Genomic DNA, 14902 nt, shown 5'->3' on the forward strand with positions numbered 1-14902 from the left:
AAAAAATGAGCAATATAAAACTAACAGAAGATGAAAAAGATTGTCTTCAAGAGCTTATGAATGTAGCCTATGGAAGTGCAACTGCTGCAATTACTGAGATATTTGATGCTTTTGCAAAACTTAGTATTCCAACTATTAGAATAATAAATGCTGTAGATTTAAAAGATTATTTAGCAAAAGAATTAAACTTTAAAGATGAACACTTTATAGCATCACAACAAATAAATGGTCCTTTAAATGGTGAAAATATGTTTATCATAGATAAAAAATCTGCTACAAATATGTCTATTAAATTTAGTTTTAGTGATGATGAAATTTCAAATGAAGATATTAGTGATATAACTTTAGAAATTACAAATATTTTATCATCTTCAACTATCAGTAAATTAGCAGAAAATATGGGAACCAGTGTATCTTTTTCTGCTCCAACAATAAAAACTATAAATTCAATCAATCAATTAAACAATATATTTATAAGCAACTACGAAAAAGTCATTATAATTTCTACTAAATTAGAGTTTGATGACTTAAATATCCATGGTGAACTCTTTATTTTAACAACAGATAACTCAATTTTATTTATAAAAGAGAAATTAAATAAAATATTGGATGAACTATGAGTAATCCAACAAAAAATAAATTTGATATTATTTGTAATACCGTAGATAATGGAATTATTGTATTAAACAAAGATTTAACAATACTTTTCTGGAACAGATGGTTGGAAACTAGGACAGGTATAGAGGCAAGTAGTATTATTGATAAAAATATTTTAAATTTTTATTCAAATATTGATGAAAAAAAATTAAAAAGAAAAATAACAACTGCTTTAAAGCTAAATTCTCCAACATTTTATACTCCCCAAACAGATAATTTTTTAATTAATATAGAGATAAATAATATATCTGATAGAGTATTTAATCAAATGCAACAAAGCATTACTATAACTCCACTAGATTTAGAAGAAAGCTTAGTTATTTTATATATATACGATATAACTTTTTTAAGCGAAACAAACTATAAACTAGAGATTGCAAAGAAAAATTTAAGTGAAAAAAATGAAGAATTAAGGCTTATTTTAGATACTACAATGGAAGCTATAATTATTTTTAAAGATAATAGTGTTGTTGATTGTAATAAAATTGCCATTGAATTATTTAATAAACAGATGAAATATGAGTTAATAAATAAAAGTTTTACTGATTTAATAAATAATAAGAATAGTGATATTTTTAATGAAAAAGAACCTTTTGAAACTAACTTAAGAAGAGATGATGGTAGTGAATTTAGTGCTATTATAAATATCAAAGATACTAGCTTAAACAACCAAATATTCAAAATCGTAACTATAGCAAATATCGAGGATTTAAAAAGAAAAGATAATCTTATGGCAGAACAGACAAAACTAGCTGCAATGGGTGAAATGTTAGGAAATATTGCTCATCAATGGAGACAGCCTTTAAACATAATCTCTATGTCATCTTCTAATCTTAAATTAAAAAATGATATGGGAGAGCTAAATAATTCTACATTAAGTGAGTCATTATCTCTTATATTAAAGACAACAAATCATCTATCTGATACTATAGACACATTTAACGATTTTCTAAAAATAGATAAGGAAAAAACTATTTTTAATGTTAATGATAATATTAAAAATAGTATCTCTTTGATAGATAGTTTTTTTAAAAATTTCAATATCGATATTGTTTTAGAGTTAGAAGAAGGTCTTTTATTAAATAGCCTTCCAAATGAGTTTTCTCAAGCATTTATAAATATTTTAAATAATGCAAAAGATGCAATAGTTTTAAATCTAAAAGATAATGAATTTGGTTTAATAAAAATAAAAACAAAAAAGATTGACAATTTTATAGAAATATTAGTTTTAGACAATGCGTTAGGAGTAGATAAAGATATTTTAAATAAAATATTTGAGCCATATTTTACTACAAAACATAAATATCAAGGTACAGGTCTTGGTCTTTATATGACTAGAAAGATTATAAATTCTAGTATGGGTGGAGAAATAAGTATTCAAAATAAGAAATTTTTACACAATCAAAAAGAGTATGAAGGGGCTGAGTTTAAAATAACAATTCCAATTAAACTTGATTGACTTTGACTCAAGGTTTGTGATATAATTTTATCCTATAATTTAAAATTTTTAATAACATAGGATTTAAAAAATGGCAAAAAGTTTATATGAAACATTAGAAGTAAGTGAAAATGCATCAGCTGATGAGATAAAAAAAGCTTACAGAAAACTAGCAAGAAAATATCATCCAGATGTAAACAAAGATCCAAAAGCTGAAGATAAATTTAAAGAAATAAATGCAGCTTATGAGGTTTTAAGTGATCCACAAAAAAAACAACAATATGACCAACATGGAGACTCTATGTTTGGTGGACAAAATTTCAGTGATTTTGCTAAAAATCAAGGTGGTGGAGTTGATTTAGATGAGATTTTAAGACAGATGTTTGGTGGTGGTGCAGCTGGATTTGGAAGAAGTAATTTTGGTGGTGGATTTGGATTTGATACTCCTGATTTAGATACAAATGCACAAGTTACTATACCTTTTGACGTTGCAGTTTTAGGTGGTAAACAAAATATATCTTTAAATAATGATTCATTTGATATAAAAATTCCAGAAGGAATTGAAGATGGTCAAAGAATAAGAGCAAAAGGAAAAGGAAAATCATATCAAGGGCAAAGAGGAGATTTGATTTTAAAAATAAATATCTCTCCTAGCAATGAATATGAAAGAGACTTTGATAATCTAATAAAATATTTTGATTTACCTTTAAAAACAGCTTTATTTGGTGGTAAAGTTAATATTAAAACTATTCACAAAGATATAACACTAAAAGTTCCACAAAATACAAAACAAAATCAAAAATTTAGAGTAAAAGAGCTTGGTGTTTTAAATAAAAAAACAAAAGTAAGAGGTGATTTATATCTTAAAGCAAATATCATTTTACCAAAAATAGAAGAGCTTAGTCCTGAGCTTTGTAAACTACTTGAAGAAGAACTAAAAGATAATCAATAGGAGTTTTTATGGAAAAAAATAGCTATATTGAACCAGTTTACTTAATATCAGTAGTTGCTGATATTTTAGGAGTTCATCCACAAACTTTAAGACAATATGAAAGAGAAGGTTTAATAAAACCATCTAGAACAAATGGTAAAATAAGACTATATTCACAAAAAGACATTAACCACATAAAGTATGTTTTAACTCTCACAAAAGAGATAGGTGTAAATTTAGCTGGTGTTGATATTATTTTAAAGTTAAATGATAAGATTGAAGAACTTGAAACTATAATTTCAACTTACAAAAACAAGACCCAAAAAGTAGATAATCTATCTGTTGTTCCAGATAAAAAAGCATTGGTAATACAAAAAAGCTCTTTTGAGATGGTTATTATTAAGAATTAATTGAAATTTTTTGGGAGATTATCCCAAAAAATTTACTATTTTGGATCTATTATAAACTCTTTATTTTTATAAATAGAGTGAATAAATGCCAAACCAATAGGTACTATTGCAAAAGTAGTAATCAACATAGGTGGTAAATGATAAAAAATCTGAATCAACATAGATAAAGATAAAAGTCCAATAGACCACATAGCACCATGTTCAAGATATATATATTTTGAAACAACCTCTCTTTCAACCATAAAAATTGTAAGACTTCTTACCGCCATAGCTCCAATACCAAGACCTAACATGATTATTACAATATTTTGAGTAATTGCAAATGCTCCTAAAACTCCATCTAAAGAGAAACTCATATCAATTACTTCAAGATACATAAAAGAGATAAAACCTCCACTTAGTTCTGTAACTTTTAAATCAGAATTTGAATCAGTTTTAAGCTCCATAATACCTTTTAAAAGTTCTAAAAGATAAAAAGCAATAACACCAATAACCATAGGAACTATAATTTCAAGCTTATCAACTTTTACTAAATTATCGCCCATAACAACTTCATTTGGTGCAATATAAGTAATACCTAAAATTAAAAACATAATAAAAAGCGCTTTAATATCACCTACTTTTGATAGTTTTGTAGCAAAATTCTCAATATATTTTACCCAGTGTGTATCTTTGTTTTCATCAAAAATAAATTTTAAAAATAGCATTAATAGGAACATCCCACCAAATGACATAATTACATGATGAGAATTTTGAATAATTTTCTCATACTCATCTGGATTATTTACAGCTAAATTAAAAGAGTCAAGAAAACCCATAGATGTTGAAAAATAAACTATTAAAATGGGAAATACAAATCTAACACCAAATACAGCTATTATCATTCCCCAAAGAAGAAATCTTCTTCTCCATACAAGAGCCATTGTTGCCAAAATAGTAGCATTTACAACAGCATTATCAAAAGATAAACTAAGCTCCAAAACAGATAAAATAGTACCTTGATAAAGTGCAAAAAAGCCACCATACAAAAATAGTAAAACTGAAGCTACAAACCAAACAGCAAAAAAGCCATAGAAATAAGATATGATAGGTTTTTGTTTCAATATAATCCCTTGATTTATAAATTTTTGGCGATTATATCAAAATTTAATAAATATTAGCTATTTATTTTTAAGTAGTCATTTAATTCTTTAAAATCCAATTTTTCGCATAGTTCTATTTTTAAATCCATAATATAAATATCTTTTAAATAAAAGTTCTTAAGTTTTACAAAATCTTTTTGTGTAGTAACTATTGCAAAATCTCTATGTTTTTCTAAAATAGTATCTATCTCATCTTTTGTAAAAGTATGGTGATCTTCAAAAAATATAGTCTCTATGTTTTTTGGTAAAAATTCCAAAAGCCTTTTTGGTTTTGAAATTGCAGTTAAAAGAATAGTTTTTTCAGGAAGTTCTGATTTTTGACCATCTTTTTTTATCTCTACAACTCTTTTAAAATCAATACCTTCTTTTAAAACTAGATTTGCTTTTTTATAAAAACTCTTTGGCTCTCTATATGCTCCGCTTGGAATACAAAAATTATTCGTTGGTTCATCTTTTGGTTTTAATAAAATATCAAATTTTTTTATATTATATTTTGAAAAGCCATCATCTAAAAAAATAACTTTACAACCTAACTCTTTTGCTTTATTTATACCCAAAACTCTATCTTCACTAACTATTACAGTAGCATTTTTTAAAGATGTAGCTAAAAGCATAGCTTCGTCACCACTTGTGCTTACATCTACTTTTATTTCACCATTTAAACTAACTACAAAAAGTCCTTTTGAAACTCTTCCATAACCTCTTAAAATAACGCAAACATCATTAAAATTTTTAGCTAATTCAATAGTAATTGGAGTTTTTCCACTTCCCCCAATAGTTAGGTTTCCAATAGATATTATAGGAATACCAAAATCAATTTTTGAAGAAGTAACTCTTTTTATAAAAATAATAAAAATGTATAAAAAACTAAGTGGTAAAAGTAAATAAGATAATATTTTTTGTGAAAAATTTGGAAAAAATAGATAATCTTCAATCCAGAAAATTATTTTTTGCTTCAAAATTTTAAATCCACTCTAGTGCAATTTGTACAACTTGATCACAAACATAATTCACCTCTTCATTTGTAAGACCTGCATATATTGGTAAAGATAAAATTTGCTGATAGTTATTTAAAGCATTTGGAAATGCTGTTATTTTTATAAAATATTTATTTTTGTAATAAGTCAAAAGATGAAGCGGAATATAGTTTAATGCCGTTGAAACGCCTTTTTCTTTTAAAGCCCTTGCAAAAGCATCTCTATTTCTTGATATTTTTATGATATATTGAGTGTAAATATGCTCATTTTTATGAGGTAAAATAGTGATATGTTTAATATCTTTTAATCTCTCTTCATAAATTTTTGCTATCTCTTTTCTTCTTTTTATAAAACCATCTGTTTTATTTAACTGTGCTATTGCATAAGCAGCATCAAGTTCAGAAATGTCAAATTTATGCCCAATATCATCAACATCATAGATATAATCTAAGTTTCCATAACTATCATATGCTGTTGTAATTGCATGAGTTCTTAAAAGTTTTGCTCTACTAGCCAACTCTTCATTGTTTGTAACTAAAACTCCTGAACGACTAATCGCATATTTTGATGGTGATGGATTTGTAGAAAAAATTGTCATATCAGCACTTAAATTTCCAACTTTTTTACCCTTGTATGTAGTTCCTAATGCAGCTCTACAATCTTCTATTATTAAAATATTGTGCTTTTTTGCAATCTCATAAATTTTGTCCAAATTTGGAGCAAGTCCACCAATAAAAGTGATAATCGCTGCTCTTAATTTTTTTGATTTATTTGCAATAATTGCCTCTTCAAATTTTTCAATATCTAAATTCATATCTTCTAAATTTATATCAACAAATATAGGCTCTGCATCAAAATGTCTTACAGTTTCTGGCAAGTTTACAAAAGAGTTTACAGACATTAAAACCTTATCACCTCTTTTTAATCTCATAGAGCTAAGTGCCAAATGAAGAGCGGCTGTTGAAGTTGCTGTTGCAATAGCATACTTTGCTCCAATATATTTAACCATCTTCTCTTCAAACTCTAAAACTTTTGATAAATCATCTTTAGCTTGAAGAACTGATTTTAATTGATCAATCTCCTCATTATCTAAAGTTGCTTTATATATTGCAATATTTCTCATCTTTACCTCTATTTCTATATTTTAGCAATAATTGGCAATCTTCTTTTAAACTCATTTACTTGAACTCTTCTTTTGATATTCTCTATAAACAAAGCTTCAAATCCAAAAGCCAAAAGCTCATCATTGCTTCTATTCTCATCTATCATCTTTTTTAATAAAGAGTCAATTTTAGCATAACTATATCCCAAATCAGCCTCATCACTTTGACCTTCATAAAAATCAGCACTAGGTGCTTTTTTAACTATATTTTCATTCACACCTAAATATTTTGCAAATTCAAACAAATCACTTTTATATATATTTCCAATAGGATTTATTGCACAAGCTAAATCTCCAAAAATTGTTCCATATCCAAGCAATAATTCACTTTTATTTGAAGTTCCAACTACTAAAGAATTTTCTCTTGCACTAATATCATATAAAACTGACATTCTTAATCTTGCACTAAAATTTCCAATTCTAAGACTATTTTCTTGCATATTTTTTAAATATGCACTTAGCATTGGTTCAATACTTACTATCTCATACTTTATATTAAACTTTTCACAAAGCTCTACTGCATCATCAATTGAAGCTTTAGATGAGTATTGAGATGGTATTAAAACGCAGTTTAAATTATCATCAAATACTTCTTTACACAAAACTGCTACAACAGCAGAATCAAGTCCACCTGAAAGCCCTAAAGTAACTCTTTTTAATCCAGTTTTTAAAACTTCTTCTTTTAAAAAATTTATTAAATTTTGCTTAATTTTTTCATATTTATTCATTTTTAAACCTTAATTTAAGATTATATATCATCTTTCTTTGTTTTTTGATAAATCTCATCCAAATAGGCCGAATTTCCCTTTTGCTGTTCAACTTTTTTATCAATTAATCTAAAAACAATATCTTTTAGTTCATCTTCATCAAAATAGTTTAAATAGTTTGGATTTATATCTATCTTTTCACTATCATTTATTTTTAAAAGCTCTTTTATCTCTTTTATTAACTCTTCTTTTATATCTATCAATTTTTACTCTTTATTAAATTTTTTTAAAATTTCATCTAAATGTAGTTCCATTTTTTGCTCACCAATATCAGTTTCACTAGATTTACAACAACCACAAGAACTTCCTGCATCTGTTAAATCTTCCAAATCATCAAGTGTTTTTGCATTTTTTTCTTTTATTGCATATATTAATTCGCCAAGACTAACTTGTTTGCAATCACAAACTATAAATGAGTGAGGAAAATTTCTTGCCATTATATACCTCTACTCTTTTTTATAATCTCGTAAGCTTCATTTATCTCTTGAAGTTTTGTTGTAGCTTCATCTATAATATTTTGAGAAGCACCCTGCCCTGTAATAATATCTGGATGATATTTTTTAACTAAATTTCTGTAGTTTTTCTTTAAAGTTGAATCATCATCATTTGGATTTGATTCTAAAATTTCATAAGCACTTTCAAGTGATAGTGCTTTTTCATTTGCTCTATTTTTATAAAAATTCTCAAAATTTGATATAAGATTTATATAATCTTTTTGCTCTATTTTTAAAGCTTTTGCAATATCTTCAGTTATCTCTTGCTCTTGTTTTGAAAAATCTCCATCAATAAATGCAAGATTTAGTAGATACTCCATATATTTTAATCTTTTAGAATAATCTGATCTTGTTAAACTATACAATCTTTCACAAATAGTAATAAGATTTGAAAAGCTATCTTTTTCTTTATTATATAAATTTTTTAGATTTTCTCGAACTTCTTGTGAATTTTGAAAATGGCTTGAAATATCACTAAAAGTATGTTTTAAAATCTCAGCTTCAAGCTCTCCAACTTTTCCATCTGCTTTTGCAACTTTTGCCATTAAAGCAACTAAAAGACCAGCTTCATGATTTAATAAATCACCTCTAAAAATCTCTTTTTGATTTAAATTTATATTTTTAAACTCTTCAGTTTTATAATTTTTTCCAATAATAAATAAAATTGCAATAACAACTGCTAAAACTATTAACTCCATTAATATCCTACTTTTGATTTAAAAATTTGAGTTTTTATTTTATCAAATTTAGACTGAGAGTATAAAAAGCTTAATTAATAATTTAATTTTTTAAAACCATATTTAAAGTATATTGCATATCTTCATCAAGTTCCATATTTTTAATCATCCAGTTTAGATAGTTTGCATCTTTTCTAGCAATATCTTCTATATTTTCACCTTTATATTTCCCAAATTTAAAAGTTTGTACAAATACTGGAGTAGAAGTTAGTTCAACCAATTTTTTCATAGGATTTACATCTGGAAAACTTTCTTTTACTTTTGCTACAAGTTTTGATAAGAATAGCTTCATAACTAATACATCACCTATTGCATCATGAGCTTTTATTGTTATATTGTATTTTTTTGCTTCAATTTCCTCTTGTTTGAAAAGTTCCAAAGCGTATCTTAAATATTGTAATCTATGATAAGGAAGTTCAGAAAAAAGATGTCTAGCACATCTTAAAGTATCTATTAATTGAAGTTGATTTTCAAAACCCTCTTTTTTTATCATATCTAAATCAAAATTTATATTGTGTGCTATCAAAAAATTTTCACTATTATTTAATTCTTGTAACCTTTTATAAAATTTTGTATCAACTGCTTTTGGCTTATTTTCTAGTAAATCTTGTGTAATATTGTGAATTTCCATAGCTTCAAGTTTTATTGGAATATCACTACTGCAAAGTTCATCAAAAGCTTCAACCTGACCTTTTTGGTCTACAATCATAGCTCCAAATTGAATAACTCTATCTTCTTGAGAAATACCTGTCGTTTCAGTATCAAATAAAATATAATATGCCATAGTAAATTTAAGTATCCTTTATATTATTAACATTCCATCACCATAAGAATAAAATCTATAATTATTTTTTATAGCGATGTCATATAGTTCTAATGTTTTTTCAAGCCCAATAAATGAAGCAACTAACATAATCAAAGTAGATTTAGGAAGATGAAAATTTGTAAGTAAATAATCAACTTTTATAGGTTTATTAATAGGATTTAAAAAAAGATCACACTCGCCTTGAATTTTATTTGTTCTTACATAATACTCAATAGTTCTTGTAACTGTTGTACCAACTGCCAATACTTTTTTTGCATTATCTAAATTCTTTTTTGCATCAATTCCTATTTCAAAATATTCACTGTGCATTGGATGAGATAAAATATCTTCAACATCTACAGGCTTAAATGTACCTGCTCCCACATGAAGCGTAAGATAATTTAAACCATATTTTTTCTCTATTTCTTCTAGCAATTTTGTTGTAAAATGTAAAGATGCAGTTGGAGCTGCAACTGCTCCATAATTTTTTGCAAAAAGTGTTTGATAGTTTAATTCATCTTCTTTTTTATCCTCTCTTTGCATATATGGAGGAAGTGGAATATGTCCTATTTTATTTAAAATCTCAACCAAAGATAAAAAATCAACTCTTTTTTTACTATTTTCATCTTTAAAAAATGATACAACTCTTGTACCATCTTCATTTAATTCTAAAACTTCTGCTATTAAATTTTCATCAAAAAATATTAGAGTCCCAACTTTTACTTTTCCTTTTATCATAACTAAATATCTATCCATAAAAAGAGGTTTATTTAAAAGTAGTTCTAATTTAGCACCTGTAGATTTTTTACCAAATATTCTAGCTTTTATAACTTTTGTATCATTTAAAAATATAGTTAAATCTTGCGGTAAAAAATCTAAAATATTCTCAAAAGTAGAGTGAAAAATCTCATTTTTCTCTCTATTATAAACCAACATTTTTGCACTACTAGGAGGATTTACTGGAAAAGTAGCAATTTGACTAGCAGGAAGGTTAAAATCATAACTTGAAGTTTTTAAAACATCTATCAAATTAATCTTCTTCCTCTTCTTCTTTTTGTGCTGGATTAAATACTTTTGCTATATAAATAGATACTCCATAAAGAATTAATAAAGGAGCTGCCATTAAAACTTGACTAATAACATCTGGAGGAGTTAAAACTGCTGAAACTATAAAGATTAAAACAACTGCATATCTAAAAAAATCTTTTAGCATTTGGTCATTTACAATACCAATTTTTGCAAGAAAAAATGTAATAACTGGTAACTCAAAAGCAATACCAAAACCTATCATAAGTTTTGTGAAAAATCCAACATATTTCCCAATACTAGGCAATACATTAACAACACTATTACCAAATGCAATCAAAAAATCAAATCCTATTGGAACAACTATATAGTAAGCAAAAGAGGCTCCCATCAAAAACATTAAAGTTGCAAAAAATACAAAAGGAATAACAAGTTTTTTCTCATGGTCATATAACCCAGGAGCTAGAAACAACCATAATTGCCAAAAAATTACAGGTAAAGAAAGAATAAATCCAGCAAAAAATGCAACTTTCATAGCAGTAAAAAATGTCTCTTGAATTTCAACTGCTATCATTGAAGTTCCAACAGGAAGAGCATGCTTAACAGGAGCCATCATCCACTCTAAAATGGGTTCATAAAAAGAGAAACAAGCAAAAAACATAACAACAATAGTAATACTAGAAATAACCAATCTCTTTCTAAGATCTGCTATATGTGGTTTTAAATCATCAAACATTATTTAACTTCCTCACTATTTTTTAAAGAAATTTTTCCATCTTTGCTTTTTTGAGATTTATCTTCATTTGCTTTTGCAAATTTTTCTTTAATTTTTTCAACCTCATTATCATTTTTTAAAGGTTCTAAATCATTTTTTAAAATATCATCTAGACCTAAATCAAACTTATTTTCAATACTTAAAGATGATTTTGTATCTTCAATTTGAGCTTTAAATTTATTTGCTTCTTCTTTTAATTCTGCTATATTTAGCTCATTATCCAAAGTTGTTTTTGCATCGCTTATCCCTTTTTTAACACTGTTAAACATTTTTGCTATTTTTACCATAGCATCTGGCAGTTTTTCAGGACCTAATGCGATAACTGCAACTATTGCTATTAGAAGAATTTCAGTTATTCCCATTCCAAACATTTTTCGCTCCATATTTTTATAAGGTTGTGATTCTAGCTAAATTGAACAAAAATAGTGTTTAATCAAAAATCCAAACTACTAAAAGTGTCCTAAAATATTTAAATTAACCCATAGGGTATAAAATATCTTTTTGAATTATCTCGATTTTTTTTAACAACTCACTTGAGATTTTAAAATCAAAAGCTTTAAAAGAGTCATCTAGTTGCTCTATTTTTCTTGCCCCAACAATAGTAGAAGCAACAAAATCAAAATGCTTTGAATAAGAAATTGCCAAAGTAACTGGGCTTATTTCATACTCTTTTGAAAGTTCTAAATATTTTTTAGTAGCTTCTAGAGTTCTTTCATTTACAAATCTATGTGCCATAGCCTGAACTCTTTTATTACTCTCTTTTAAATATGTTGCAAATCTTGAATCTTCTGGATAAAATCCACCACAATATTTTCCACTTAAAACTCCACCTGCCATTGGTGAATATGGTAATAAAGATATATTTTCAAGTCTACAAACATTTGCTAACTCATCATGAAATCTTGGATTTAAAAGTGAAAAATTATTTTGAATAGACTCAAATCTAGCATATCCTTTATGTTTACTTATTTCATTTGCTTTTGTAAGCCCATAAGCACTATCATTTGAAGTTCCTATATATCTTACTTTTCCCTCTTTTACAAGTGAATCAAAAGCTTTTAAACTCTCTTCTATTGGTACTATAGTATCTGGCCAATGCATTTGATAAAGATCTATATAATCTGTTTGAAGTCTTCTTAAACTATCTTCAACAGCTTTTTTTATATGAAAACTATCAATTGCTGTAAAACCATGTCTTACGGGTGGTACAAACCAACCAGAAGCAGCACCTGCAATTTTTGTTGCCATTATTACACTATCTCTTGGCTTTGTTTTAAGCCACTCTCCTACTATTTTCTCAGTATTTCCTATAGTCTCTTTTTTGGGACTAACAGGATAAAGTTCTGCTGTATCAAAAAAATTTATTCCTCTATCATAAGCCTTATTCAAAATCTTAAATGCTTCATCTTTTGATGTACTACTTCCAAAAGTCATAGTTCCCATACAAATTGAACTTACTCTAAGACCTGTTTTACCAATATATCTATATTCCATTTTTAGCCTCTTATAGCGAATTTTATAAATTATACAAATCTCTTTCTTAAAAATATGCTTTACTTTTTATAAATTAAACAAAAGGATTGATTTTAATACTATTTTAGTAGAATTTTAAAAAATATATTTAGGATTTAATGTTGGTAAAGAAGAAAATAGTAGATTTAAAGAAGCTCAATCTTGAATTTATACAAAAAGATGAAACAATAAAACTATTAAGTTTTGATACTTTAAAGATGAATTTAGAAATATCTATTTTTAAAAATGAGAAGTTTGTAAAAAATAGCTCTATGGTTTTTGCACATCTTCCAAAAAGCTTAAAAGCAAAACTAAATCCTAAATAAAAGGAAAAAAGCTTTGCTTTTTATAAATTAATTTTGATTATATTTTAATTTTAATTGCTCATAAAGTTCATCAAAACTTACATCTTCTATTGTTTTTAGTAATTCAACCATCACAACATTATCTTCATTTCCATTCCAAACTTTTTTATATGTTCCTTCTTTGTATCCATTATCTTGTCTAAATTGATTTAAGCAATTTTTACCAATATATAGTTTTTGAAGCCAAGAAAAAGATAATCCAGCACTTTTACAAGCTCTAAAAAACTGCTCAATAAATCTTTCTATTCCACTAAAAGATGGCATATTTTTTGTCTCAATAGCAAGTGCTATATATGATAGTTTTTCAGACTCTTTGATTATCAAATTTACATCTATACTTTGAGCAGCTTCATAAATACAGTGTGTATTTACTAAAGAAACTGCTTTTGGCACATTCGTTTCTTGTAAAATATAACTCATTAAAAAGTGCCAAATATCTACAAGCTCAACATGAATATTATTCATATCAGGAGTTGAATTAATATTTTTCCAGTGTTTCCAAGGAGTTGAATCAATTAGTTCAGCTACTTCCATATGAATACATCTAAGCCAATTTATCTCTTTATTAAATTTATTTACACCCAATTCCCAATTTTTACCATTTGTACTATCATTTAGTTGTTTTTGAAGTAGAAACATCTCTTCAAGTTTTGATGGAAAAGATGAAGCCTCTTCAAGTAAAGAAGCAAGTGGTAAACACTCTTCAATAATATTTTGCAAGCTCAAACTAGATGGTAAAACCTCTTTATCACCTTTTAGAATATGTAAAAGTAAAGATACAAAATATGGGATTTCATCTTTTGATTCCCATGTTAATACATCAGTTGAGTCTAACTTTGCATATTTTACAAACTCATCAACCGAAGCAAATCCAACAACTTTTACAGCCTCTTTAAAATCTTTATATAACAAATTAACTCCTATTTTCAAATTTTTTTTCAACAAAAAGCTTACAATTCTCTCCACTACTATTTTTTACAACAATACTAGGAATTGCCTTTGACTTAAATCCATAAGCCTTACAACCATGAGGTTTTCCTGCTTCCCAAGTTACAAAATAGTTTGTACATTTTTGACAAATTATTTTTTTTTCCATCTTATATTCCAACTTGACTTTGAATAGCTTTTGATAAAGACATTAAATCTACATTTTCTAAACTAACTCCTGTAGGAACACCTTGAGCTATTTTTGTAAAACTTATATCAAACTCTTTTAATTTATCTTCAATATATAATATAAAAGCATCATTTGCAATAGATGGCGTAATAGCAAATAAAATATTTTTTACTCCACTATTTTTTATATATTCTTGAAGCTTAATTATTAAATCAAGCTCAAGCTCATCTATTACAAAATATCTTCCATCAAACTCTTTTGAATCTTCAATAATAAAAATATCTTTTGCACTTTGCACAATACATAATTTACTACTATCACGACTCTCATCTAAGCAATATTCACAAATCTCATTTTCACTCATACTTCCACATCTTTTGCATTTTTTAATAGTTTTCAAAGCATTTTCTATACTATGAGATAGTTTTATTCCGCAATAGTTGTCATTCATTACAATGTGATAAGCAAGTCTTAGAGCCGATTTTTTTCCAATAGTTGGTAAAGATTCAAAAGCTTCTACTAGTTCATAAAATTTTTCTAACTCTCTATTCATTTTGGGATTATATTCTAATATTTATATTAAATTA

General features: G+C 26.5%; 20 protein-coding genes. 5 read left to right on the forward strand and 15 right to left on the reverse strand.

All coding sequences use genetic code 11. The features are described 5' to 3' along the window. The first annotated feature begins 5 nt into the window (after nucleotides 1-5). From CJ670_RS07500 to CJ670_RS07515, 4 genes are all read left to right on the forward strand, one after another. Nucleotides 6-620 carry a chemotaxis protein CheC gene (locus CJ670_RS07500; RefSeq protein WP_105939501.1) on the forward strand — a complete coding sequence of 205 codons (615 nt, stop codon included), beginning with the start codon at nucleotides 6-8 and terminating at the stop codon, nucleotides 618-620. After that, nucleotides 617-2116, forward strand: coding sequence for a PAS domain-containing sensor histidine kinase (locus tag CJ670_RS07505; RefSeq protein ID WP_105939502.1), 1500 nt, complete (start codon nucleotides 617-619; stop codon nucleotides 2114-2116). Before CJ670_RS07500 ends, CJ670_RS07505 begins: the two co-directional genes overlap by 4 nt. 70 nt (nucleotides 2117-2186) lie before the next feature. Beyond that, nucleotides 2187-3047: a DnaJ C-terminal domain-containing protein gene (locus tag CJ670_RS07510; protein ID WP_105939503.1), complete on the forward strand. Its 861-nt coding sequence runs from the start codon at nucleotides 2187-2189 to the stop codon at nucleotides 3045-3047. 8 nt (nucleotides 3048-3055) lie between these two features. After that, on the forward strand, nucleotides 3056-3436 hold the full coding sequence (locus tag CJ670_RS07515) for a heat shock protein transcriptional repressor HspR (RefSeq protein ID WP_105939504.1): 381 nt from the start codon (nucleotides 3056-3058) through the stop codon (nucleotides 3434-3436). A gap of 35 nt (nucleotides 3437-3471) precedes the next feature. On the opposite strand, the gene CJ670_RS07520 is transcribed toward CJ670_RS07515, so the two are convergent. From CJ670_RS07520 to CJ670_RS07575, 12 genes are all read right to left on the reverse strand, one after another. Beyond that, a complete protein-coding gene (locus CJ670_RS07520; RefSeq protein ID WP_105910702.1) occupies nucleotides 3472-4539 on the reverse strand; it encodes a DUF475 domain-containing protein in 1068 nt (355 codons plus the stop codon). A gap of 53 nt (nucleotides 4540-4592) precedes the next feature. Then, a complete protein-coding gene (locus CJ670_RS07525; RefSeq protein ID WP_105939505.1) occupies nucleotides 4593-5537 on the reverse strand; it encodes a tetraacyldisaccharide 4'-kinase in 945 nt (314 codons plus the stop codon). Between the two features lie 4 nt (nucleotides 5538-5541). Continuing rightward, complete coding sequence (locus CJ670_RS07530) at nucleotides 5542-6678, reverse strand: DegT/DnrJ/EryC1/StrS family aminotransferase (protein WP_105939506.1); 1137 nt, start codon at nucleotides 6676-6678, stop codon at nucleotides 5542-5544. Nucleotides 6679-6692: 14 nt separating this feature from the next. Then, a complete protein-coding gene (locus CJ670_RS07535) occupies nucleotides 6693-7445 on the reverse strand; it encodes an NAD+ synthase (protein ID WP_105939507.1) in 753 nt (250 codons plus the stop codon). A gap of 20 nt (nucleotides 7446-7465) precedes the next feature. Then, nucleotides 7466-7687 carry a hypothetical protein gene (locus tag CJ670_RS07540; protein ID WP_207761784.1) on the reverse strand — a complete coding sequence of 74 codons (222 nt, stop codon included), beginning with the start codon at nucleotides 7685-7687 and terminating at the stop codon, nucleotides 7466-7468. A 3-nt stretch (nucleotides 7688-7690) separates the two neighbouring features. Further along, nucleotides 7691-7921, reverse strand: a complete 231-nt coding sequence (locus CJ670_RS07545; RefSeq protein ID WP_105910706.1) for a (2Fe-2S)-binding protein — start codon at nucleotides 7919-7921, stop codon at nucleotides 7691-7693. Further along, nucleotides 7921-8676, reverse strand: coding sequence for a TerB family tellurite resistance protein (locus CJ670_RS07550; RefSeq protein ID WP_105939508.1), 756 nt, complete (start codon nucleotides 8674-8676; stop codon nucleotides 7921-7923). The genes CJ670_RS07545 and CJ670_RS07550 overlap by 1 nt, the downstream gene beginning before the upstream one ends. Before the next feature lie 82 nt (nucleotides 8677-8758). After that, nucleotides 8759-9499 (reverse strand): 3'-5' exonuclease, encoded by a 741-nt coding sequence (locus CJ670_RS07555; RefSeq protein WP_105939509.1) that lies wholly within the window; start codon nucleotides 9497-9499, stop codon nucleotides 8759-8761. 18 nt (nucleotides 9500-9517) lie between these two features. Then, on the reverse strand, nucleotides 9518-10546 hold the full coding sequence (gene queA, locus CJ670_RS07560; RefSeq protein WP_425352277.1) for a tRNA preQ1(34) S-adenosylmethionine ribosyltransferase-isomerase QueA: 1029 nt from the start codon (nucleotides 10544-10546) through the stop codon (nucleotides 9518-9520). A gap of 4 nt (nucleotides 10547-10550) precedes the next feature. Then, entirely contained in the window at nucleotides 10551-11282 is a 732-nt protein-coding gene (tatC, locus tag CJ670_RS07565) for a twin-arginine translocase subunit TatC (RefSeq protein WP_105939511.1), read from the reverse strand. Further along, on the reverse strand, nucleotides 11282-11704 hold the full coding sequence (tatB, locus tag CJ670_RS07570) for a Sec-independent protein translocase protein TatB (RefSeq protein WP_228154225.1): 423 nt from the start codon (nucleotides 11702-11704) through the stop codon (nucleotides 11282-11284). The genes tatC and tatB overlap by 1 nt, the downstream gene beginning before the upstream one ends. Nucleotides 11705-11795: 91 nt before the next feature. Further along, nucleotides 11796-12815 (reverse strand): aldo/keto reductase, encoded by a 1020-nt coding sequence (locus CJ670_RS07575; RefSeq protein WP_105910712.1) that lies wholly within the window; start codon nucleotides 12813-12815, stop codon nucleotides 11796-11798. Nucleotides 12816-12952: 137 nt separating this feature from the next. On the opposite strand from CJ670_RS07575, the gene CJ670_RS07580 reads away from it, so the two are divergent. Further along, nucleotides 12953-13159: a malate dehydrogenase gene (locus CJ670_RS07580; protein ID WP_105939512.1), complete on the forward strand. Its 207-nt coding sequence runs from the start codon at nucleotides 12953-12955 to the stop codon at nucleotides 13157-13159. A gap of 27 nt (nucleotides 13160-13186) precedes the next feature. On the opposite strand, the gene CJ670_RS07585 is transcribed toward CJ670_RS07580, so the two are convergent. Genes CJ670_RS07585 through recR form a run of 3 tightly spaced genes read right to left on the reverse strand, consistent with a single transcriptional unit; the run spans nucleotide 13187 to nucleotide 14868 of the window. Beyond that, nucleotides 13187-14110, reverse strand: coding sequence for a dUTP diphosphatase (locus CJ670_RS07585; protein ID WP_105910841.1), 924 nt, complete (start codon nucleotides 14108-14110; stop codon nucleotides 13187-13189). Between the two features lies 1 nt (nucleotide 14111). Next, nucleotides 14112-14294: a uracil-DNA glycosylase gene (locus CJ670_RS07590; RefSeq protein ID WP_066154426.1), complete on the reverse strand. Its 183-nt coding sequence runs from the start codon at nucleotides 14292-14294 to the stop codon at nucleotides 14112-14114. A 1-nt stretch (nucleotide 14295) separates the two neighbouring features. Further along, nucleotides 14296-14868: a recombination mediator RecR gene (recR, locus tag CJ670_RS07595; RefSeq protein WP_105939513.1), complete on the reverse strand. Its 573-nt coding sequence runs from the start codon at nucleotides 14866-14868 to the stop codon at nucleotides 14296-14298. Nucleotides 14869-14902 lie beyond the last annotated feature (34 nt).

The organism is Arcobacter cryaerophilus gv. crypticus (assembly GCF_002993025.1).
Taxonomy (GTDB): domain Bacteria; phylum Campylobacterota; class Campylobacteria; order Campylobacterales; family Arcobacteraceae; genus Aliarcobacter; species Aliarcobacter cryaerophilus_B.